The sequence below is a fragment of the Corynebacterium heidelbergense genome (assembly GCF_028609845.1).
GTDB lineage: Bacteria > Actinomycetota > Actinomycetes > Mycobacteriales > Mycobacteriaceae > Corynebacterium > Corynebacterium heidelbergense.
Map to the genome: position 1 here is coordinate 14,642 of NZ_CP063191.1, position 21,145 is coordinate 35,786.

The 21,145-nt window shown below is 65.2% G+C and carries 19 protein-coding genes and 2 tRNA genes; 11 read left to right on the plus strand and 10 right to left on the minus strand.

What is annotated here, in order from left to right; all coding sequences use genetic code 11:
- The first annotated feature begins 28 nt into the window (after positions 1–28).
- The 3 genes from CHEID_RS00060 (at position 29) to CHEID_RS00070 (ending at position 1,080) form a co-directional block, all read left to right on the plus strand.
- Positions 29–790, plus strand: a complete 762-nt coding sequence (locus tag CHEID_RS00060) for a DUF3566 domain-containing protein (protein WP_112768989.1) — start codon at positions 29–31, stop codon at positions 788–790.
- Between the two features lie 115 nt (positions 791–905).
- Positions 906–982 (plus strand) — tRNA-Ile (locus CHEID_RS00065).
- Between the two features lie 25 nt (positions 983–1,007).
- Positions 1,008–1,080, plus strand: a tRNA-Ala gene (locus CHEID_RS00070).
- Positions 1,081–1,180: 100 nt separating this feature from the next.
- On the opposite strand, the gene CHEID_RS00075 is transcribed toward CHEID_RS00070, so the two are convergent.
- A complete protein-coding gene (locus CHEID_RS00075; RefSeq protein ID WP_112768988.1) occupies positions 1,181–1,873 on the minus strand; it encodes a trypsin-like peptidase domain-containing protein in 693 nt (230 codons plus the stop codon).
- A gap of 255 nt (positions 1,874–2,128) precedes the next feature.
- Here CHEID_RS00075 and CHEID_RS00080 point away from each other — a divergent pair, with 255 nt between their 5' ends.
- From CHEID_RS00080 to CHEID_RS00100, 5 genes are all read left to right on the plus strand, one after another.
- Positions 2,129–2,545 (plus strand): SdpI family protein, encoded by a 417-nt coding sequence (locus tag CHEID_RS00080; RefSeq protein WP_181645874.1) that lies wholly within the window; start codon positions 2,129–2,131, stop codon positions 2,543–2,545.
- A 33-nt stretch (positions 2,546–2,578) separates the two neighbouring features.
- Positions 2,579–2,914 carry a helix-turn-helix domain-containing protein gene (locus CHEID_RS00085; RefSeq protein ID WP_112768986.1) on the plus strand — a complete coding sequence of 112 codons (336 nt, stop codon included), beginning with the start codon at positions 2,579–2,581 and terminating at the stop codon, positions 2,912–2,914.
- Positions 2,915–3,006: 92 nt separating this feature from the next.
- The gene (locus CHEID_RS00090; protein ID WP_112768985.1) at positions 3,007–3,405 is read left to right on the plus strand and encodes a PH domain-containing protein; all 399 of its coding nucleotides are present in this window, start codon (positions 3,007–3,009) and stop codon (positions 3,403–3,405) included.
- A gap of 76 nt (positions 3,406–3,481) precedes the next feature.
- Positions 3,482–4,603 (plus strand): NAD-dependent epimerase/dehydratase family protein, encoded by a 1,122-nt coding sequence (locus CHEID_RS00095; RefSeq protein ID WP_112768984.1) that lies wholly within the window; start codon positions 3,482–3,484, stop codon positions 4,601–4,603.
- Between the two features lie 84 nt (positions 4,604–4,687).
- A complete protein-coding gene (locus CHEID_RS00100) occupies positions 4,688–5,869 on the plus strand; it encodes a zinc-dependent alcohol dehydrogenase (protein WP_112768983.1) in 1,182 nt (393 codons plus the stop codon).
- A gap of 24 nt (positions 5,870–5,893) precedes the next feature.
- Here CHEID_RS00100 and CHEID_RS00105 read toward each other — a convergent pair whose 3' ends face one another.
- The 6 genes from CHEID_RS00105 to CHEID_RS00130 all read right to left on the minus strand — a co-directional run bounded on the left by CHEID_RS00105 (position 5,894) and on the right by CHEID_RS00130 (position 14,513).
- A complete protein-coding gene (locus CHEID_RS00105) occupies positions 5,894–7,099 on the minus strand; it encodes a YbfB/YjiJ family MFS transporter (protein WP_238599250.1) in 1,206 nt (401 codons plus the stop codon).
- A gap of 34 nt (positions 7,100–7,133) precedes the next feature.
- Positions 7,134–8,879, minus strand: coding sequence for a thiamine pyrophosphate-dependent enzyme (locus CHEID_RS00110; RefSeq protein WP_112768981.1), 1,746 nt, complete (start codon positions 8,877–8,879; stop codon positions 7,134–7,136).
- A gap of 92 nt (positions 8,880–8,971) precedes the next feature.
- Positions 8,972–10,513, minus strand: a complete 1,542-nt coding sequence (locus CHEID_RS00115; protein WP_112768980.1) for an FMN-binding glutamate synthase family protein — start codon at positions 10,511–10,513, stop codon at positions 8,972–8,974.
- A gap of 98 nt (positions 10,514–10,611) precedes the next feature.
- Positions 10,612–11,022 carry a YccF domain-containing protein gene (locus CHEID_RS00120; protein WP_112768979.1) on the minus strand — a complete coding sequence of 137 codons (411 nt, stop codon included), beginning with the start codon at positions 11,020–11,022 and terminating at the stop codon, positions 10,612–10,614.
- An 80-nt stretch (positions 11,023–11,102) separates the two neighbouring features.
- A complete protein-coding gene (gene pabB, locus CHEID_RS00125; RefSeq protein WP_273661146.1) occupies positions 11,103–12,620 on the minus strand; it encodes an aminodeoxychorismate synthase component I in 1,518 nt (505 codons plus the stop codon).
- A gap of 144 nt (positions 12,621–12,764) precedes the next feature.
- On the minus strand, positions 12,765–14,513 hold the full coding sequence (locus CHEID_RS00130) for a hypothetical protein (protein WP_273661147.1): 1,749 nt from the start codon (positions 14,511–14,513) through the stop codon (positions 12,765–12,767).
- Between the two features lie 172 nt (positions 14,514–14,685).
- Here CHEID_RS00130 and CHEID_RS00135 point away from each other — a divergent pair, with 172 nt between their 5' ends.
- Positions 14,686–15,210, plus strand: a complete 525-nt coding sequence (locus CHEID_RS00135; RefSeq protein WP_112769588.1) for a peptidylprolyl isomerase — start codon at positions 14,686–14,688, stop codon at positions 15,208–15,210.
- Positions 15,211–15,262: 52 nt separating this feature from the next.
- Entirely contained in the window at positions 15,263–15,991 is a 729-nt protein-coding gene (locus CHEID_RS00140) for a rhomboid family intramembrane serine protease (RefSeq protein WP_112769587.1), read from the plus strand.
- Here CHEID_RS00140 and crgA read toward each other — a convergent pair.
- Positions 15,969–16,247: a cell division protein CrgA gene (gene crgA, locus CHEID_RS00145; RefSeq protein WP_112769586.1), complete on the minus strand. Its 279-nt coding sequence runs from the start codon at positions 16,245–16,247 to the stop codon at positions 15,969–15,971. The two genes, CHEID_RS00140 and crgA, sit on opposite strands and share 23 nt — an antisense overlap.
- 126 nt (positions 16,248–16,373) lie before the next feature.
- On the opposite strand from crgA, the gene CHEID_RS00150 reads away from it, so the two are divergent.
- Positions 16,374–17,063 carry an aminodeoxychorismate/anthranilate synthase component II gene (locus CHEID_RS00150; RefSeq protein ID WP_112769591.1) on the plus strand — a complete coding sequence of 230 codons (690 nt, stop codon included), beginning with the start codon at positions 16,374–16,376 and terminating at the stop codon, positions 17,061–17,063.
- Here CHEID_RS00150 and pknB read toward each other — a convergent pair whose 3' ends face one another.
- Positions 17,064–19,154, minus strand: a complete 2,091-nt coding sequence (pknB, locus tag CHEID_RS00155) for a Stk1 family PASTA domain-containing Ser/Thr kinase (RefSeq protein ID WP_112769585.1) — start codon at positions 19,152–19,154, stop codon at positions 17,064–17,066.
- Between the two features lie 101 nt (positions 19,155–19,255).
- Positions 19,256–21,142, minus strand: a complete 1,887-nt coding sequence (locus CHEID_RS00160; RefSeq protein ID WP_420536408.1) for a serine/threonine-protein kinase — start codon at positions 21,140–21,142, stop codon at positions 19,256–19,258.
- Positions 21,143–21,145 lie beyond the last annotated feature (3 nt).

Consider the following 21,145-nt stretch of genomic DNA (forward strand, 5'->3'; position numbering starts at 1 on the left):
TCCCGCGACACGAGTTAGGTGAAAGACCATGGCTAATTCCCCCGGAGGGTTTAGCGAGCAGGGCATGAGCGAGGCCCGTATCCCGGACGCGCAGGGCAATCTGCGGGGTCCAGGTGAGCAGCCGGCGCAGTACGCCGCCGGAGCTGCAGGGTTTGACGCGTTTGCTCAACAGTCCGCCACGCCTGCGTCGGAGGTAGGCAGCGCGGAACATGTCAGCTCGGAGCATTGTGCTGTGGGGAACAGCGGTTCGGAGCACAGCGGTTCGGAATATAGCGCTGCGCAGCCGACGGGGGAACCGGTAGAGACCTCGGCGGGGAACGCTGCTGGGTCGGTGGACTACGAGGAGGGCTACGGAGAGGAATCGGCGGTGTACGAGGCGCAGGCCGAGGATTCCCGCAGCATGCGGGCGATGTCCCGCATCATCCCCGGGTGGAACATCATTGGCGAGGTCGGGGAAAACGGGACCACTCGCACCCTGACGAGGATCGATCCGAAGAGCGCTTTCAAGCTGGCGGCGATGTTCAGTGTGGCTCTGTTCCTGGTGTGGCTAGTGGCCATGCTCATCGTGTGGTTCTTGCTGGTGATCACCGGGATCTGGGGCAAGGCCAATGGAATGCTGGGGGACATCTCTGGGGGCAGCGTGATCGGGACGGGGATGTACTTCGGCGTTGTCGTGGGATGGGGGCTACTGGAAATTGTGGTGGTTACCCTATTGGCTCCGGTGATGGCTGCCGTTTACAACGCCTGTGCCTCCCTGGTCGGTGGGTTGCGGGTCACCTTCGACCGGTGAGCCGGCCCTAGTCGCCGGTGGGCCCAAAACACGGCCTTCACCTGGCGGTTTACGGGTGCTGGGGGACGATTTGGTGAATGGCAGGGCCACTGGGTAAGCTTCATTCCTGTTCCACGGGCCTATAGCTCAGGCGGTTAGAGCGCTTCGCTGATAACGAAGAGGTCGGAGGTTCAAGTCCTCCTAGGCCCACCATTCGAAGACCTCGAATGATCTTCTTGGGGCATTAGCTCAATTGGTAGAGCATCTGCTTTGCAAGCAGAAGGTCAGGAGTTCGATTCTCCTATGCTCCACAGCACAAACCCCCCGGCCCAGTGGTCGGGGGTTTTGCGTTGGCTTATCACGATAAGCTCACTGCAACACCGTGCTTCTGATCGCGATGCCTCCGGGGGCCTATCCGCGGGCGACGTTGAAGCCTGGGACGTCGCCTATAGCGACTCCATAGGTCGTGGAATTGTCGCCGGACGGTCCGCCTTGGACGATTCCCACAACCCGTCCGTCAGGGGTGATCATGGCTCCGCCGGAATCTCCGCGGGCCGTGCTCATGTTGGTCACGAACACGGGGATCTTGGCGCTAGTTTGATGGTGGACCTTGGTGATCTTCCCGCAGGATCGGCCGCTGCGGTTTTGGGCGCAAACCTCCAACGCTTCCTTCGGGGCTGCGGTCCCGCGCACCGGTAGGTTCTCGATGCGGTATTCGCGATTGTTCCATACGGAGTAGAGGCCAATTCCCGGTTGTGCCCCCTTATCGTTGCGCGGTGGGACGGTGACAATTGCCCAGTCCTGCCCGGAGCCATCGGAGGGCCATTTCCCGGTGAGGAAAGTGCCGTAGAGGTTCGAGTCCGAATCGCCCAGCAGGATGGGTTTCTTGAGGTCGAGGGCCTGTGGTTCCTTGGGGTCGAAGCAGTGGCCGGAGGTCACGAAGGCGGTTTTACGCTGGTAGGTCCCACCGGGGCCCAGCATGCAGACGTTGGCCAGTTGTGCCCCTGCCGAGACCACGCTGGTTCCAGCCGCTGCGGTCGGGGTGGTGCTGATTACTGCCAGCGCGGCGAGGCCAACTGCCGCTGCGGCAGTGCGTTTTCTCATCGACGGATTTCCTTTCTGATAGGCGTGAAGGTCGACAACGAGTGCTACCCGGCAATGGGGCTGCAACTGTGCAGACCTTGCTGGTTGGCGCTGAAAATAGCGGGTATGGGCTGCCCCCGTCGATAAAAGGTGATGAAAGCCATAGTTCGACCGGTAAACGTACGCAGAGCCCGGTTGCCCTGCAGGGCCGGCCCCCGGAGAATAGGCTGGCTGTGTGTTCCCACGGGGACGAAGCGACCCCCCGTTCCCTTTCACGTGCAGAAAGGCGTCGTTGTCATGGTGGCCGTCGGTGCGCTTATTGGAGGAATCGATCTGATTCTGGTCGGCGGTCTGCTCTATGGGATAGCGGGTCAGTTGGAGAACGGGAAGTTTTCCCGCAACAACGCGATCGGCATCCGCACCAAGCAGACCAAGCTCAGCGATTCGGGGTGGGCAGCCGGGCACAAAAAGGCCGCACCGATTCAGCGACGGGTTGGTTTCGTCGGTGTGGTCCTGGGAATTCTTATGGTGGTCCTAGCATTTGTGGCGCGGAACCTCACGGCCCTCAACGTGGTGGTGGGCGTGGCCTCCTATGTGTGGCTGATCCTGGGCATCATCTGGGTTGCAGTCGCTGCGGATCGTGCGGCCGGGGAGGCCAACCGCGCGGCGGCCGGGGCAGAGCAACTCGGTTGACCATATTTGACCAAACGGTCTAGTATTCAAGTCATGGGCAGGAACCGCACTTTCGACACCGCCGAGGTCCTTGCATCCGCTCGGGTCGCCTTCGAGCGCTCGGGGTACCACGGAACCTCTATTGGCGACCTTCTTTCGGCCACGGGAATTCAACGCGCCAGCCTTTATCAGGCCTTTGGTAGCAAACGGGGCGTATTTCTCGCCGCGCTGAAAGCGGAACCAACGATGGACCTTCTCCTGGTGGCTCTCATGGATCTCGCGGCGGAGGATCCCGAAGTGCGCTCCGTCTGCCGGGATGCCCTCGCGGATGCTGAAGATCTTGTCCAGGTATTGGGCCGTCAGTTGTTGCTGCGGTCCGGGCTGCGTTGACCACCGTCGGCCCCGCTGACCACCGTCAACGTCGCTAACCACCGTCAACCTCGCCGCACCCCCCTTCCGGGTGCGAGAAAGGCTGCACCGCCATGCCTCATCCGACCACCACCATTTGCCAAGGAAAAGCCAACACTCTACACATCGACGGGGACAACCTCGTCATCACTCCCCGCGGCATGAACAAACTGTGGGGTTTCCGCACCGCGCTGAGCATTCCTCTTCGCCACATCCGCGGCGCCACAGCCGACGATTCCATCGCCGCCGACAAACGTGGCCTGCGGGCCCCGGGATTGTCGATCCCCGGGAAATACGTCGGGACTTTCCACCGCGATGGCGAGAAAATGTACTGGAATGTTCACCGCGGCGAGCAGACCCTTGTCCTGCAGCTCAGGGAAGAGCGATTCGACCGTATCGTTCTGTCTATTCCGGACGCCAAAAGCACCGAGCGCCGTCTCAACGCCGCGCTAAATCCTGCAGTTGAAGCGTAACCAGTGGTGCGATTCTCGCTAGACTCTAGGGAAAGTTCCCCTCGCGGGGGACCGTCCCAGTTGAAAGCGAGAATTCATGCGCGTCGTCGTCACAGGCGCATCCGGCAACGCGGGCACGGGAGTGCTCCGAGCACTGGCCGAGACCCCGGGAGTTACCTCGGTCCTGGGTATCGCCCGCCGCCTGCCGGATCCCACCGTCCATCCCTACTCCACCTGTGAATGGGCCAGCGTCGATATCGGCGCCCAGAACAGCCCGACAGCCGCACGTACCGCACTGGAACAGGCCTTTTCCGGTGCTGACGCGGTCATTCACCTGGCCTGGTTGATTCAACCCAACCGGGACCGGGATCTACTGCGGCGCGTCAACGTGGAGGGCGCGAAAACCGTCGCCCAGGCCGCTGCAGCGGCGGGCGTGAAACAGCTCGTCGTCGCCAGTTCGGTGGGGGCTTACTCCCCGGATGCGGAATCCCCCAGCACGAAACTGCCGAACACAAACGCCTCGCACACAAACCCCCCGTCGGACACCGATCATGGCATCGGGCCCAACGCTCAACCCTTCCCCCTGCGCGACGAAACATGGCCCACCCGGGGCATCCGCTCCTCCCACTACAGCACCGACAAGGCCGACGTGGAGAGCTTCCTGGACGCCTTCGAGGCCGCGCATCCGGGCATCATTGTCACCCGCATCCGCCCCGCTCTCATCTTCCAATCGGACGCGGGGGCGGAAATTCAACGCTACTTCCTGGGCAGCCTTTTCCCCGTGCAGGCCCTGCGGGCGGTACGCCTGCCCATCTTGCCGCTGCCCGCGAACCTCCATGTCCAGACCGTGCACAGCAACGATGTGGGCCGCGCCTACGCCGCCGCCGTCGCGCATCGGGCCGGGGGTGCTTTCAATATTTGTGCGGACGCCATCCTCACCCCGCGCGATTTGGCGAAAACGCTGAGTTACGGGCGCTTTTTCCGGGTACCGGCCAAGGCCGTGAGGGCCCTGGTGGCTCTGGCCTACCGGGGCCATCTCAACCCCACAGATCCCGGTTGGTTGGACATGGCACTGGGGGCCCCGATGATGAGCAACGCCAAAGCCAAAATGGAGCTGGGCTGGTCCCCTCAACACGAAGCTCTGGGCACACTGCGGGAACTCGTGGATGGCATGATCGCCGGGCGCGGGGCCCAGTCCCCGGTGCTCCGTCGGCGCTAGGCCCTGCGGAGCTATGCCCGTCTGAACCCTCAAGATCTCCGAAGCACCGCTTCCCCACCAACGTAGAAACGAGAAAACCGCCCCATGAAGGCTCTCACATGGCAAGGCAAGCGCAAGGTCAGCGTGGAAACCGTGCCGGACCCCACACTCCAGCAGGACACGGACGCGATCATCGAGGTCACTTCCACCGCTGTCTGCGGCTCTGACCTGCACCTCTACGAACTCCTGGGGCCCTTCATGAGCCCGGGGGACATCATTGGCCATGAGCCGATGGGCCGCGTCGTGGAAGCGGGAAGCGCCACCAACCTCAAGGAGGGGGATCGCGTTGTCATCCCCTTCACCATCTGCTGCGGGTCCTGCTGGATGTGCCGGCGCCAGCTTTACAGCCAGTGCGAGGCCACGCAGGTGACGGAGCAGGGCTCCGGCGCCAAGCTATTCGGCTACTCCAAACTGTACGGCTCCGTCCCGGGCGGACAGGCTGAGTACCTGCGCGTTCCCTATGCCAACTTCGGACCGATCCGCATCGGGGAGGAGCTGCCCGATCACCGCTACCTCTTTCTCAGCGACATCCTGCCCACAGCCTGGCAGGGCGTGCAGTTCACCCAACTGGGGAAGGGCGATAGCCTCGCCGTCTTCGGACTGGGCCCGGTCGGGCAATTCGCGGCCCGTATCGGGGTGCACTTGGGCATGCGAGTGTTCGGCATCGACCCGGTTCCCGAACGCCGCGCCATGGCCGCCCGACACGGCGTGGAGGTGTTCACCGACGGGGACGACACGATCCAGGAGATCAAGGATGCCACCCAGGGCCGCGGCCCGGATGGGGCCGTGGACGCAGTTGGGATGGAGGCCCACGGCTCCCCGCTGGGCCATGCTGCCCACCAGGCCGTGGGGCTCCTGCCGGATCCCCTCGCGGCGAAGATGATGAAGACCACCGGGGTGGACCGACTCGCAGCCCTTCACGGCGCAGTGGATTTGGTGCGCCGGGGCGGGACGATCTCTATCAGCGGGGTGTACGGCGGAGAGGCTAGCCCCATGCCGCTGATGACGATGTTTGACAAGCAGTTGCAGTTCCGGATGGGACAGTGCAACGTGAAGCGGTGGATCGACGATCTATTGCCGTTGGTGGAGGATCCCGCCGACCCGCTAGGGGTAGAGGACTTGGTGACCCACCGGGTTCCCCTGGCCCAGGCACCGGAGGCCTACGAGATGTTCCAGAAGAAGACAGACGGCTGCATCAAGGTAGTCCTGGACCCGCAGGCCAAGTAGGAACAGGTAGGAAACAGCGCCCGGCTACAAGCGCGACGCCGCCGTCAACCCCGCGCCGAGGCCCACGGCCACGGCCGCGAGGGTGAACGCGGTGCCCACGGACTGCCCGATCACCACAGCCACCAGCGCGGGTCCAGCCACCTGGCCCAGGGAGTACCACGTGGTCAGCCGTGCCGCCGCCCCGGGCATGCCGCTATTGGCGCCGGTGGCGATGCTTAGCATGGTCACCCCCATGAAGGTCCCGCCAAAGAGGAACGCCGCGATCACTAGGCCCGGGATGGAGTGCCCAAACACTGCCGCCACGGCACCGATGAATTGCAGGAGGTAGCAGGCGAGAAGGGCGTGGCGTCGCCCAAAACGATCCGCGATCCGGGACCACAGAACCGGTGACGGAATGGCCGCCACCCCGGCAATGATCCACGTCAGTGCCGCCGCCGTCGGCCCAAACACCGGGCCAGCCAGCACCACCAGGTAGGTACCGATGATGATGTAGCCGAACCCCTCGAAGAAGTACCCGGTGCTGAGCAGGCGGCTGCGGTTGGCCGGCGGTGGGGTTGGTGCGCCGTCTGCGCTCTTATCTGCGTCGTTATCTGTGCTGGCGTCCGCGTTGCTTGTGGACGCCTTTTCCGCGGCGCGCTCAGGACCTTCCGCGCGGGCTGGCCAGCTCCACGCCGCAATGCTGAATACCGCGCTGATGGCCGCAGCGACCAGCCACAATCCTTGCCAACCGACGGCGTTGCCCAGCAGCCACACAGCAAGGCCGGATACGGTGATGCCGGTACCCACACCCCCGTACACCAGGCCCGCTGAGGCCGGCCGCTTGAGCACACCGCCCAACACCTGGGTGATACACACGAAGATGAGGGCGGAGGCAAAACCCGCCGCCGTGCGCACGAGCATTTGCCACGGCACGGCGGGCGAGACGACGACAGCGGCCAACAACGCGGTGGAGGCGACCAAGCTGATGCGGTAGGTCACGGGGTGGGGCCGCAGCCATCCGCGCGCCATAACTGCAGATCCCAGCAGATAACCGACGTAATTCGCCGTCGCGGTCCAGGCGGAATCTGAGGAGGTCCAGTGCAGGGCCGCGATCATGAGGGGCAGCACGGGCGTGTAGAAGAACCGCCCGATGCCCATGGCCACCGCCAACCCCAGCGTGCCCTGCAACCCCCGGGGCTCGACATTCAATTTTCCGTTCGATCGCTGGGTGCTGGTTGTCCTGGTGGACACGGCTCGCGCCTCCTAGCTCTATTGCGGGGTTCGGTTACTTGGTCAGCGCTTCCGGGAGCAGCTCCATCGTCTTGGCCTTGGCGAAGCCGAAGACCTGGGAGGGTTCGATCTCCCCGGGCACGGAGACCTCGTTCGGGTTCGTAATGACCTCCACCAGGGCGGGCTTGGGGGAGTTCACCGCGCGGCGCAGGGCATCCTCTAGCTCCCGGGCGTCCTCCACGCGGACGGACTCGTAGCCCATCGCGGTGCCCAGCTCGGCGAAGTTGGGGTTATCCAGGTCCGTACCGTACTCCGGTAGGCCGACCTGCTCCTGCTCCAGCTTGACCATGCCGAGCTTGGAGTTGTTGAACACCACCACCGTGATGGGAAGGTCATAGGTCACGGCGGTACGCAGGTCCCCAACGAGCATCATCAGGCCACCATCGCCGGCGAAGGCCACGACCTGGCGCTTCGGGTCCAGCGCCTGGGCGCCCAGGGCCATGGGCATGGCGTTGGCCATGGAGCCCAGGTTGTAGGAACCAATGAGGTGGCGCTGCCCGGTCATCGGCAGCAGGCGGGCCGGCCACACGGTGGACATACCGGTGTCGCTGGTGAAGATCGTGTCCTGCGCGCACACCTTGTCCAGGGCGCGGGCCACGGCCTCCGGGCGGATCTTGTGGTCCGGGTTGTCCCCGAGGGAGCGCAGCTTGCCCAGTAGGGACCGGTTGAAGTCCGGCTGGGCTAGCTGGCCCTGGCCCTCGAGCCATTTCTCGTACTTCTCCTTGAGCTCTTCGGCCCACTTGGTGTTCTTCTTCAGCTTGTCCTTTTTGGGCAGGCTGTCCAGCAGTGCCCGCAGTGTCGGCTTACTGTGGCCCACCAGCGCCACGTTGACCTGGGTGCGTCGGCCGATGTGTTCTGCGTTGGCATCCAACTGAATGACCGTCTTGCCCTCGGGGATCCACTCCCGGTAGGGGAAGTCCGTGCCGATGAGGAAGAGCACGTCGCACTCGTTCATGGCCTTCACGGCGGCGGGGTTACCAATCAGCCCGCTTTGCCCCACCTGCCAGGGGTTAGTGTCCTCCATCCCCGTCTTGCCCTTGAGGGTGAGGACCTGGGGTGCCCCAAGTCGCTCGGAGAGTTCCATGACCTCCGCGCGGGCTTCCCGGGCCCCGCAGCCGACGAGCAGTGTCACTTTGCTTTCGCCGCTGAGCGCTGTGGTGGCGGCGTCGATAGAAGAGGGGCCGGGAATGGAATCGCCGGGGGCGGGGGCAAAGCGCGGGGGACGCACCTCATCCGGCAGCTTTTCGCCGCTGATGTCGGCGGGCACGGACAGCACTGCCACACCTCGGCGGGCGATGGCGGTGTTGACGGCCTGCTCGAAGAGGTGTGGCATCTGGTCCGGCGTGTTCACGGTCGCGGTGAATTCGGCGACGTCGCTAAAGACCACGTCGTTGTTGACCTCCTGGAAGAACTCCGTGCCGATGGAGGCGGAGGGCACCTGACCGACGATGGCGAGCACCGGGGCGTGGGACTTCTTCGCGTCGTACAACCCGTTAAGCAGGTGAATCGCGCCGGGGCCGACGGTGCCCATGCACACGGCGAGCTCCCCGGTAAGTTGGGCCTGGGCGGAGGCGGCGAAGGCCCCGGCCTCTTCGTGCCGCACGCCGTACCACTGCACGCGGTCTTCGCGGCGGATGGCGTCCACGATGGGGTTGAGGGCATCGCCGACCACGCCCCAGATGCTTTTCACGCCATTGTTGGCCAGGGCCTCGACGATCAATTCGCCTACGTTTTTACTCATGGTGACACTCCTCGGTGTTCGTGTTGGTGTGGGTGCTTTTGGGTGTTGCCTGCAGTGGGTTTGGGCCGCAGTGGCCCGGTGGGTGGCCGAGGCTAGCGGCGGGGCCGTGCATCCGGGGTGCCAGGCCGGAAGGTTTGCGCGCTGGCGTGATTCCAGTAGTCACCCCAGGTACCGGTGGGGTTGTCCAATAGTTCTCCCTCCCTGAGCCAGGGGTAGAGCTCCGCGTAGGTCTTCGTCTCCGTTGCGCTGATGACCTTGCGCAGCAGGTGGGGGGACAAGTCGGAAGGGTGCTCCACGCCCATGGAGGCCATGAGGCGCTCGGCCTCCTTCACGGTGCCCGCGTGGTAGTTGCGGACCCGCTCTGCTTTTTCGTCGACATCGATGGCCCGCTGCCGCCACCCGCTCTGCGTCGCCACGCCCACCGGGCACTTCCCCGTGTTGCATTTCTGGGCCTGGATACACCCGGCGGCCATCATCATGGGACGCGCTGCGAAGGTCATGTCGGCGCCCTGAATCATGCGGCGCACGATGTCGTTGCCCCCGGCGATCTTGCCGGCCGCACCGATGGCGATGTCATCGCGCAAGCCCGAGCCCACCAGGGCGTTGTGAACGGTCATGAGGCCATCGGTCAGCCGCATGCCCACGTGATCCTCGAACTCCACGGGGGCCGCGCCCGTGCCGCCCTCAGCGCCGTCCACGGTGATGAAATCCGGCGCGGTGCCCACTTCCAGGATGGCTTTGCAGATGGACAGGATGTCCGTCCTAGCACCGACACACAACTTGAAGCCCACCGGTTTCCCGCCGGATAGCTCCCGGAGCTCCGCGAGGAACTCAATGAACTCGATGGGGGTAGAGAACTCCTTATGAGCAGCGGGGGATACGCAGTCCTCGCCGCGGGGGACCCCGCGGATGTCCGCGATCTCGGCGGTGATCTTCGCTGCGGGCAGTACGCCGCCGATACCCGGCTTGGCCCCTTGGGACAGCTTGATGGCCACCATCTTCACGTTGTCCAGCTGGGCCTTTTCTTTAAACAACCCCCGGTCTAAGCGGCCGTCCTTGGTGCGGGAGGAGAAGTAACCGGAACCGAGCTCCCAGATGAGGTCCGCCTCGTATTCGAGGTGGTATTTGGTCAGGCCGCCCTCGCCCGTGTCCTGCGCAAAGCCCCCCATGGCCGCTCCCTTGTTCATGGCCCGCACGGCGTTGGCCGAAAGGGCGCCGAAGCTCATGGCGCTGATATTGAAGCGAGAGATGTCGTAGGGCTGGGTGCAGTCCGGGCCGCCGATGTGGGCACGGAAGGGCAGGGAGAGTTCATTGAGGGGGTGGGCCGAGTGGACCAGGGATTCATACCCGAAGCCTTCGATATCCCGTTCCGTACCGAACGCAGCCTCCGAACTGTCCTTCTTCGCCCGCCGGTAAATCATGGAGCGGGTGCTGCGGTCGAAGGGCCGACCGTCGTCGTCGCGCTCGATGAAGTACTGCTGAACCTCGGGTCGGATCGTTTCAGCAAGAAAGCGCAGGTGGCCGGCGACGGGGTAGTTGCGCAGGATGGCGTGGCGTTTTTGGGTGAGATCCCGGGCGGCGAGGCCCGCGGCTGCCGCAGCGGCAGCAGCGGCGGCGGTTGTGACAAGTCTCATGGGTGACTACACCTTCGAATGCAAGCGGGGGGGGGGCGCCCTGTGCTCCCTCATTGCAGATCAATCGTAATCTTCCCAGCGGGCTAGTGTGGCGAAGCTCAACTCCGCACCATCAGTGCCCGGACATCCGCGTTGTCAACAATCCGCTTGCCGAAGGGGAAGCAGGTCACGGGAATGAGCTTGATATTCGCCCACGCCAGCGGCAGGCCAATCACCGTCACGGCCTGCCCGAACGCGGTCACGACATGCCCGATGGCCAGCCACAGACCGGCGACGAGGAACCAGATCACGTTGCCCACGGCGCTCAGGCCAGTCGGGTCCTCCACGCGGACGACCTCCCGGCCGAAAGGCCAGAGCACGAAGTTGGCGATGCGGAAGCTGGCCAAACCGAAGGGGATGGTCACGATAAAGATGCAGGCCACGGCGCCAAAGACGACATAAGCCAGGAAGAGCCAAAGTCCGGCGGTGAGGAGCCAGGCGATGTTCAGCAAGAGCAGTAGAGGCTTCATGCCACACACCCTATACCCGGCGGGGGACAGGGGCAGGGCTACAAGTGTGGGCCCTGGGTCGGTATGTCCACTCCCGCCTGTCAATCGACTGTTGCCTGGAGGGCCTCGAGTAGGGGGCGGGCTTTGACCAGCGTTTCCTCCCATTCCTCGCCCGGATTCGAGTCCGCCACGACGGCGCCACCGACGCCGAACGAGGTGCTGGTGGCGTCCGAAACAATGGTCCGGATGGTGATGGAAAGATCCGCGGCGCCATCGAACCCAAACCACCCAATTGCTCCGCTATAGAACCCGCGGGCGCGGTCCTCGAGCTCCTCGATGATCTCCATCGTGCGCACTTTCGGCGCCCCCGTCATCGAGCCGCCCGGGAAGCAGGCCGAGAGGCAATCCACGGCAGAGCGGCCCTCCCGCAGCCGCCCCCGGATTGTGCTCACCATTTGATGGACGTGGCTGAAGCTCTCTATCCCAAACAGCACAGGCACGTGCACGCTGCCGATTTCGCACACCCGACTCAGATCATTGCGCAGCAGGTCCACGATCATGAGGTTTTCCGCCCTGTCCTTCGGGCTGTTGTGCAGCTCGCGGCGGATTTTTCTATCGGACGCCACCTCCACCCCGCGCGGGCGGGTGCCTTTGATCGGTTTGGCCTCCACCTCGCCTGTGGCGCTGACCTGTAGGAATCGCTCCGGGGAGGCGCTGAGGATGGCGAGCGGACCGTGGGCGTGGGTCCCCTGGGCGTGTCGGATGTAGGCGCCGTAGGGGACGGGGCTTATCGCGCGCAGGCGACGGTACGTCTGCCAGGGATCCGGAAGGGCGGGGCCGGTGGCGGTGTTGGTCAGGCAGATCTCGTAGCTCTCGCCGGCGGCGATGAAGGCCTGGCATTTCCGAACGGCGGCCATGTAGTGGGCCTTGGGCTTGTCGAAGCGGTAGGGGGTGGTGGGGGTAGGGGTAGGAGAAAGGGCGGGTGAGTCGGTGGGGTGAGGCGCACCTGCGATAATCTGCAGCGCCTGTTCCGTGTGGGCGAACCATTTGTGCTGCTCGCGGCGGCGAGAGTCCGACTCTGCTGCGGGGCAGAGGGCCAGCAGGATGGTCTCGCCGCGTGCGTGGTCAACAACGACAGCGCGATCGGCGAGGATGACGAGCGCATCGGGGTGGGGGCTTTTTCTACTGCGGTGATTCGGGCCGCGGGGGACGCCGGTCGCCTCGTGCTTTAACTCGTATCCGAGGGCGCAGATCACTCCCAGGCTGAATTCGCAGGGGAGGTCTTCGGGGATATCTACGGGCTGGGCGAGGAACTGACGGATCGTCTCTGCGGCGGTAGCTGAGGGTTGCCAGACGTCGTGCTCGATCACTTGGGCCAGCGGGCCGGAGGTATCCCCAAGAACGGAATACCGGGCAGCCTGGGCTGGTGGGCGGATGGAGGTATCCAGCCAGAAGGCCGTGGGGGAGTTGGCGAAGAGGGCACCGAAGATTGCCTCGGCGGGGGGTTCGGCGGGAAGGCGGCGCCATTCTAGGCGGAGGCGGTCTGCGCCGCAGGGGGGAACTGGCTGCAGCGTGTCTGTGGCTGGGGCGGGAAAAGCGGTGGGCGGGTGGGGGGTCACAGGGTGTGTGTCTTTCAACTCCCGAAAAGGGTCCCCCCACCTTTCCCTGGGAAGTTGGAGTGCGCAGGGGAGGTGGGGGGATTTTGGGGGGGTCCGACCGGGGGGGGGTGGGACCAGCGGCCGGAGTGGGGTGTCCCGGAAGGACTACAGGCGGTGGCGGCCGCCCTCGTCGGTTTCGCCGGCCTTCGGGGCCTGGGGCTTCGGAGCACCCGGGGCCTTCGGCGCAGCGTTGCCCTGCGGCTTCTTGGGGGCACCGGCGGAGGGTGCGGCGGGTGCGGAGGGGGCCGGGGTCTTCACCGGCTTGGTGGCACCGGCGGTCGGCTCCTGCGCCGTGGCCCCGCTGGCCTGGGGGGCCTTCGGTGCACCGTTAGCCGCGGCGGGCTTGTCCGGGGCGGGGACACCTGCGGAGGGGCCGGCCTGCTTGGAAAGCTTGGCCTCTTCCTTCGCGGCGGCCTCGGCCTCGGCGGTCTTCTTGTCAGCGGCCTGCTTGGCTTCGACGGCTTTGTCCTCGGCTTTGTCCTTGGCTTCGGCGGCCTTGTCCTCAGCCTGATCCTTGGCCTCGGCGGCGGCACCCTTGACCTGGTCCGCAGTCTCCTTGGCCTTTAGCTCGGCCTCGGCAGCTACGTTCTTCGCGGCTTCCTTGACTTCCTGGGCCTTAGCCTTGGCAGCATTGCCCGTGGTGTTCTGCTTGGAGTAGTCCTCCACCCGCGGGGACTGCTGCGAGGCGCTCTTCTTCTTGCCCAAGATGGCGTAGGCAGCACCACCTGCGGCGAGCAAGGCCAGCAGGATGGAGGCCCAACCCCAGCCGCCGGACTTCTGCTGGCGCTTGAGCTTCTTGTTAGCGGCCTTCTCGGCCCGCTTCTGCAGTACCTGGCGGTTCTTCGCCGTGGCCTTCGCACGCCTCTTCGCGGCCTTAGAAAGCTGCTTGTTCTTCTTGCGCGCATCCTTCTTCAGGCTCTTGGCATTGGCCTTCGCGTCCTTCTTCAGCGACGCTGCATTCTTGCGCGCTGCCTTCTTGGCGTCCTTTGCATTGGACTCCAGGGAGCTCTTTGCGGCTTCCAGGCCGGCCTTGTTAGCGGCCGCTGCGGTGGTCAGTGCCCCCGCGACGGTGCCCACCAGAGCAGAGCTCTTATCGGAAGCTGCGGAGGCGACGTCCTTGGCTTGGTCCGCACCGGTTTCGAAGCGCTCCTTGGCCTGGGCCTGCAGTTCTGCGCCAATCTTGCGTGCGCTATCGGCATCGAAGCCGTGCTTCTTGGCGAACTTCCGGTTCTGCTTGACCAGCTTCTTGGCCTTCTTCTGCATCTTGGAGGTGCGCTTGTCTGTCTTGCGGCTGGCCTTGGCCGCGCGCTTGCGCAGGTCCTTCTTGGCCTTGTCCACGTCGAAATCGTCCAGCATGTCTGCTGCCTGTTCCTTCCTATCGTTGAGGGCATCTCCGGCCTGATCGCCGATCTTTGAACCCGCCTTGGCGGCCAATCCAGCCACAGCGCCGGCCTTCAACCCGCGCTTCACACCACGGGCGGTGTCTTCGCTGTGATCCTTGCGCTCACCGGGGGCATCGAGGTCCTGCCACGTGTCCTTACCGAAAGCGTACTGGGTGGCGGGAGTTTCCCCGGTTTCGTAAGACTTCGTTTCGCCGTAGGCCGCATGGGCGCCCCGTGCCTTCTTCAGTGCCTTAGCGGCTCCGTCTTCCTTCACCATCAACTCCGCAACGGCTGCCACGTGCGCGGGCGAGTTTGCGAACATCTCCCGGCGTTCTTCGTCGGTGGCAACGGACTTGCGCAGGGTGGATAGCGCGTCGAAATCCCGCTGCGCCTTTTCCTCCTGGCGGTTCTTCAACATGGATTTCGCCTGCTTAGCGGCAGACAGCACCATCCTGATGGTGGTGGGATTCATGGGTTACTCCGGCTCCTTTAGTCGTGGTGTCAGCTCCTGGGAGGCGGGGCGGATCTTCTCCGGCGCGAATCGTCCAGGACACGCATCCATACTAGGCAAAGCAGGGAACATGCGGCTGCGAAAAGTGTTCGCCCGCACGGGCAGATGGGGGTGATTGCGTACACTTGGCCGCGTGAGTAACAAAACGGCAACCGCAATTCTGCACACCAACCACGGCGATATCGCCATCGACCTGTTCGGCAACCACGCCCCGGCAACGGTGGACAACTTCGTCGGCCTGGCCAAGGGCACCAAAGAGTACAGCCAGGCGAACGCGTCCGGCACCAATGAAGGACCCTTCTACGACGGTGCCATCTTTCACCGCATCATCGACGGCTTCATGATCCAGGGCGGGGACCCGACGGGTACCGGCCGAGGGGGCCCGGGCTACCAATTCGCCGACGAGTTCCACCCGGAGCTTCAGTTTGACCGCCCCTTCCTGCTGGCTATGGCCAACGCCGGCCCGGGCACGAATGGTTCCCAGTTCTTCATCACCACCACCGCAACCCCGCACCTGAACAACCGCCACACCATCTTCGGGGAGGTCACGGACCCGGAGTCTCAGAAGGTGGTCGCGAAGATCTCCCGCGTGCGCACCGGGCGGATGGACCGGCCGGTGGAGGACGTGGTGATCAACTCCATCGAGATCCAGGAGTAGGCCTCCAGCCGCGCCACCTACCGCCGTACCGCACCGGTATAGCGTGGTGAGCATGTCTGCTTACCAGCCCTTCCCACGCCGCCTCAAGTGGAGCGATGCCCCGCTGACGGGTGGCGTGATTGCTGTGAGCTGCGGCGTCTACCTCCTCATGGCCGTTCAGGCCGCGCAGCGCGAGGGCCTGTCCGCCGCCATCACAGACCCCCTGCAAGACCCGCAGAACCTGGGCTGGAAGCTCATGCTCATGGGCGGGTACATCAAGGCCTACGACGAGGGGTGGCGGGTACTCACGGCCGCCGTTGTGCACCTCAACCTCACCCACCTGGTGCTCAACTGCATTTTCCTGGCGCTCTTCGGCCGTCCGCTGGAGCGAAACCTCGGCAGCGCCGTGATGGCCGGGCTGGCGCTGACGTCTGCCGCTGGGGGTGCGGGGGCCAGCTTGCTCATGCACCCGGAGGCGCCGATGGGCGGGGCATCAACGATCGCCTACGGCATGATGGCTCTGCTGCTGGGGTTGCAGTGGACCCACCGGGACCAGTTGGGGGCAACGCTCGTTCTGGTCGTCCTCAATTTCGGTTTCACGCTGACCACGCCCGGTATTTCCCTGTGGGGCCACGTGGGCGGATTTGTTGCTGGTCTGGCGGTGTTTGCCGTGGTTCGATCCGCTGGGAATCGACGACACCAAGCCGCGCGCCGCTGTTTAGCTCTCGGGGTGGTGAGCGTGCTCGCGGCCGGGGCCTATGGGGTGTTCGGCTTGGGGGCTACTTCCATCCCATTGTCATGAGCAGGCCAATGATGAACAGGCCAAACCCGATGAGGTAGTTCCAGGGACCGAGGGCAACCATGAAGGGGATCGAGGGGCCCGCGATGTAGTTCACGACCAGCCAGGCCAGGCCCACGATCCAGAAGGCGATCATGAGGGCGATGTACCACCGGGGGGTGCCGGTGGCATTGAGTTTCACCGGGGTACGGTTTGTTGGGGTGGAGCTGGGCTTGCTGCTAGCAGCGGTGGCCCCGGTGTTGACCTTTGCCTTTGGCACTACGTTTACCTCCTGCGCTGTTCGCCCGAGTGCGCTGAGTGCCCCGGCGGCGGATGTGCTGTGGGGAGGATTCTAGCAGCTCCGGGCGCTATGGACCGTCGCTGGTGGCCGGTACACTCGGTGGCTATGCGCATCCTCGTGGTCGATAACTTCGACAGCTTTGTATATAACCTGGTCCAGTATGTCGGTCAGTTGGGTTTGGCGGGGGAGAACTGCGTGGTCTGGCGCAACAATGCGCCAGAGCTGGGGGAGAACCCGGAAGAAGTTGAGCGGGCGGTGGGGGAGTTCGACGCGGTACTGCTGTCCCCGGGGCCCGGGGAGCCCGCGCACGCCGGGTGCACGATGGAGATCGTGCGAGCATGCGCGGCCCGGCGGATCCCGCTGTTTGGCGTGTGCCTTGGGCACCAGGCGATCGGCCACCATTTTGGGGGCAGCGTGGTTCGCGCCCAGGAACTGTTCCACGGCAAGACATCGCCGGTGGCACACGATGGCTCCGGGGTCATGCGGGGCATTCCCAGCCCCTGTGTCGTCACCCGCTACCACTCCCTGACGGTGGATCCGGCAACGTTGCCGGAGGAGTTGGTGGTCACCGGCCGGGTCGAGTCCGGGATGATCATGTCCATGCGGCACCGGGATTTGCCGATACACAGCGTGCAGTTCCACCCGGAGTCGGTGATGACGCAGTACGGCCACCGGATGCTGGCCAATTGGCTGGCGGAGGCGGGGTACGCCGTTCCGGAGGCCGTGCTGGCCGAGGTGGAGCGGGCCCAGCTCGAGCTGACCGGTAGCCTGCAGGCCACGGTGGATTCCAGCTAGCTAGGGCAGAAGCGAGAAGACGTTTGCTTTGACCTCGATGGAGGCATCCCGGCGGATGGACTCCCCGGCCCGCGGGGTCTGCGCCACAACGCGGTCCAGCTGGCCTAGGTCAGGGGTGTTTGCATTCGTGCGGGTCAATTGGCCCGGGGATCCGCGCCATCCCGCGCGCTGCAGTTCCCCGTACACGTCGTTGTAGTTCTTGCCCACAAGGTTGGGCATGGTGAACATGTTCCCGCGGGAGACCTCGAGGCGAATCTCCGTGCCCCTCGGCTGCTGGGTGCCCTGCTGCGCGGCTTGGAGGACGCGCCCCTCTGGTTCGGCAGAATCCACTTGTACGACGTTGACACTAAAGCCCGCGGCTTCCAGGTTGGACCGAGCGTTATCTAGGGTCTGCCCCGTGACCACGGGCACCCGAATATTCTCCGGGCCGGTGGACACGGTGATCATGACCTGTGTGCCGCGGGAGACCTGCGACCCTTGTGCCGGGGCCTGGGTGATGACCTGCCCGGCGGGAATGGTGGAGTTGGGTTCCTCCTGTACGCGCTGGTTAAGCCCCAGACCAGCAGCTTGAAGGGCATTGGCAGCCTGCTCCGTGGTCATGCCGCTGAGATCGGGTACTTCCGTGATCTCCTTGCCGGAGGAGATTAGGAGCGTCACCCGAGTATTAGAGGGGACGGAGGAACCAACGGCCGGTTCCGTGCCGATGGAGTTGCCCCGGGGGATGGACTCGTGAGCGCGCTCTGTAACGTCGAACTCCAAGCCTGCGTTGCGCATCCGCTTCTCGGCTTCAGCACGGGGCAGGTTCTCTACGTTGGGAATACTGACCTGCTGGTTGGGGGTTGCGTCTTGGCCGTTGCCGAACACTTCATAGGCGCCAAAAGCCACCCCGCCTAGCAGAAGAAGGGCAACGAGGGACCACAAAATGCTAGCCAACCTGCTACGCCGGGGCCGGGGGGCAGCGCGGTGGTCGCCGCGCTGGGCGGGGCGATTGTTCTGCGCCTCACCCTGCTCTGGCGGCGTGGCCACGTACCCGCCTTGGGGTTTACGCTCGCCCTCATCGGATGGCTCGGCGTAGTGGCCCCGCCCGTGCGGGGCCCGCTGCCCGGCCGGGTTGGGGATAGCCGCGGCTGCCGGGGCGTAGGGCCCGGGTGCACCATCCCCAGCTCCTCGGCGAGGACTGGACTCGAACACTTCGGTGCGCGGTTCGGTATACGCCTGCGCCACGAGGGGGAGCTGAGCGTCCGCTAGACGGCGGAGGTCCGTGGATAGTTGCGCCGCGTCGTCGTAGCGATCGGCCGGGTTCTTGGCCATCGCGTGCATGATGATGGAGTCGAGGGAGAGCGCCTCTCGATCCGCTAGGTGCATGCCGGGTATCTGCGAGGGGCGCGGCGGCTCGTCTTGAACATGTTGGAAGGCCACGGAAAACGGGGATTCCCCTTCGAATGGCGGCCGACCTGTTACCAGCTCGTAAAACACGCAGCCGGTGGCGTAGATATCCGAGCGGGAATCCGCGGACTTGCCGCGTGCCTGCTCGGGGGAGAGGTATTGGGCAGTCCCGATCACCGCTGCCGTCTGGGTCATGGCCGCAGACGAATCCGACAGCGCCCGCGCAATGCCGAAGTCCATCACCTTCACCGCGCCGGTATTGGTGATCATGATGTTCGCGGGTTTGATATCGCGGTGAATGATCCCCGCTTCGTGCGAGAAGTGCAGGGCGTCTGCCACCCGGGAGATCACCGAGGCCGCATCGGCGAGGTTCATCTTCCCGTAGTCCTGGACGATGTCCCGCAGGGTCTCCCCGCGGACGCGTTCCATGACGATGTAGGGCACGCTGCCTTCGGCAGGGTCGGTCTGTCCCGTGTCGTACACGGCGACTATCGCGGGGTGGTTGAGTTTCGCGGCGTTCTGCGCCTCGCGCCGGAACCGTTCGAGGAAGGAGGTGTCCCGCGCCAGATCGGGGCGCATCATCTTCACTGCCACATCGCGGCCGAGGAGCTCGTCTGTCGCTGCGTAGACATCAGACATGCCACCGGTGCCGATCTTGGCCCCCAGGCGGTAGCGTCCGCCCAGGGTGGTACCGTCACGGTCCACGTCTGGCCCCTTTCTGCAATCTCGGGAAAATACTTCTGCGGCCTACGCAGAGCAAGTGACCCATTAAGCCACAATAGTCACGAGCTAGACAAGGCAGGGTGCTAAGCCCGGCCGCCCTGCGTCGCCGGGGTAGTACCGCCACCCCCGGCTATCGCGGAGGCACCGGGCGCACCTCCACCAGCCCCGTTGGCGGTATTCCCGGTGCCTGAACCCCGGCCCGTGCCCGCGCCGCCCTGGCCGCCGCCAGTGCCACCGGCACCGGTTCCAGGCCGGTCGCCCTGGCCCGTGCCCGCGCCGCCCTGGCCGCCGCCAGTGCCACCGGCACCGGTTCCCGGCCGACCGCCCTGGCCTTGCGTAGAGTTGTTGCCCGCGCCGCCAGTGCCATTTCCGCCGTTGCCGGCGCCGTTGCCTCCGCCGCCGCCGTTGCCGTTGGAGTTCCCATTGCCGCCCAGCCCCGGTAGGCCGGGGATCTCCGGCAGGCGGGGCCGGTCGGGCGCGGTGGTAGCGCCATTGGGGGTGTTCGGGTTGTCCTGGCCGTTGTCATTCCCGGCGCCGCCTTGGTCCGCGCCGCCGGGTAGCTGGGGACGCCAACCACCCGACCCCGAGCCACTGCCCGACCCAGCGCCATTACCGCCCGTTTCCTGCGGGGTGGTGGGTACTTCGCTCGTCACGGTGGTGGTCTGCCCGTCCGGGGAGGGCTTGGTGGACCCCCCAAAGGAAAGGTAGGCCACGAGGGCCACCGCAAATAGGGAGACCAGGACGAGCACGATCCACAAGGCCGAGGAGGAGCCCGACCGGCGCGGCAGTGTGGGGGCTGCTGCCTGGGCCGCCGCAGCAACCGGCGGTCGGCCCGGTTGCGGGTGCTGGACCGCCCGGCCCGGCGGGCAATGGGCAAATTGCGCGGCGCGTGGATCTGGCGCTGGGGTGGGTTGGCGTCCAGAAGAATTGGGGGGCATGCCCAACTGCGGCGGCACGACCGGAACGGCGGGTCCCTGACGCGGCGGAACAGCGGTGCCCTGGCCCGTAGCCACCTGCGCCAACTCCTCCGTGTGGGGTTGATCCCCGATATCGATCGCCGGCACCAAGTGGGGCCGCGGTGGGCGTTGGCCGCGGGAGACGAAGACGGTGGCCTGGGCCAGTTCCTCCCCATCGGCGAACCGGCGGGAGGGATCCTTGCGCAGGCAGATACCGATCAGTTCCCGCATCGGTCCGGACACGCTCTGCGGCAGGGGTTGCGGTGCTTCGCTGATGTGCTTGATGGCTACGGATACGGAGGAATCCCCACTGAAGGGGCGGTGTCCCGCGAGGATCTCGTAACCCACCACGCCCAGCGAGTAGATGTCGGAGGCTGGGCCCACCCGCAGGCCCTGGGCTTGCTCGGGGGAAACATACTGGGCGGTTCCCACCACCATGCCCGTGCGCGTCAACGGCACGGCCTCGGCGGCCTTGGCAATGCCAAAGTCCGTCACCTTCACCACGCCCTGGGGGGTAATGAGCAGATTCGCGGGCTTGATGTCACGGTGGACCATCCCGGCCTCGTGAATCGCGTGCAGCCCCTTGGCGGTCTGCGCCATCACGTCGAGCGAAAGGGCCTCCGGTAGTACCTGTTCCCGGCGCAGAACGTCCGCCAGCGTCTCGCCGCGGACGTATTCCATGACGATGAAGCAGAACACCGCGCCGTTTTCGCGGACCTCGCCGTAGTCGTACGTGGTCACCACGTTTTCGGAACGCAGCGCCTCCGCGGCCTCGGACTCGTTGCGGAACCTGGCCCGAAACTCCGGGTTTTCCGTGTACTCCGGCTTGAGGATCTTCACCGCCACGTCGCGGTCGGCCTCGTGGTCGAAGGCCAACCAGACGGTGGACATGCCGCCCCGGCCGATGATCCAACTGAGCTCGTAGCGGGGGCCCAGCAGGTGCTGGGTGCGGTCGATGTCCGTCCGGTCCGGCTGGTCCGGGTCCACGATGGGTTCTGGGTGCTTGGGTTCCATCAT

Excerpts from the sequence above, each read along its gene's own strand:
- CHEID_RS00115 (WP_112768980.1), bottom strand. The coding sequence starts at position 10,513 with ATGAGACTTGTCACAACCGCCGCCGCTGCTGCCGCTGCGGCAGCCGCG.
- CHEID_RS00075 (WP_112768988.1), bottom strand. The coding sequence starts at position 1,873 with ATGAGAAAACGCACTGCCGCAGCGGCAGTTGGCCTCGCCGCGCTGGCA.
- CHEID_RS00130 (WP_273661147.1), bottom strand. The coding sequence starts at position 14,513 with ATGAATCCCACCACCATCAGGATGGTGCTGTCTGCCGCTAAGCAGGCG.
- CHEID_RS00095 (WP_112768984.1), top strand. The coding sequence starts at position 3,482 with ATGCGCGTCGTCGTCACAGGCGCATCCGGCAACGCGGGCACGGGAGTG.
- CHEID_RS00120 (WP_112768979.1), bottom strand. The coding sequence starts at position 11,022 with ATGAAGCCTCTACTGCTCTTGCTGAACATCGCCTGGCTCCTCACCGCC.
- CHEID_RS00090 (WP_112768985.1), top strand. The coding sequence starts at position 3,007 with ATGCCTCATCCGACCACCACCATTTGCCAAGGAAAAGCCAACACTCTA.
- CHEID_RS00060 (WP_112768989.1), top strand. The coding sequence starts at position 29 with ATGGCTAATTCCCCCGGAGGGTTTAGCGAGCAGGGCATGAGCGAGGCC.
- CHEID_RS00150 (WP_112769591.1), top strand. The coding sequence starts at position 16,374 with ATGCGCATCCTCGTGGTCGATAACTTCGACAGCTTTGTATATAACCTG.
- CHEID_RS00160 (WP_420536408.1), bottom strand. The coding sequence starts at position 21,142 with ATGGAACCCAAGCACCCAGAACCCATCGTGGACCCGGACCAGCCGGAC.
- CHEID_RS00140 (WP_112769587.1), top strand. The coding sequence starts at position 15,263 with ATGTCTGCTTACCAGCCCTTCCCACGCCGCCTCAAGTGGAGCGATGCC.
- CHEID_RS00100 (WP_112768983.1), top strand. The coding sequence starts at position 4,688 with ATGAAGGCTCTCACATGGCAAGGCAAGCGCAAGGTCAGCGTGGAAACC.
- CHEID_RS00085 (WP_112768986.1), top strand. The coding sequence starts at position 2,579 with ATGGGCAGGAACCGCACTTTCGACACCGCCGAGGTCCTTGCATCCGCT.
- CHEID_RS00110 (WP_112768981.1), bottom strand. The coding sequence starts at position 8,879 with ATGAGTAAAAACGTAGGCGAATTGATCGTCGAGGCCCTGGCCAACAAT.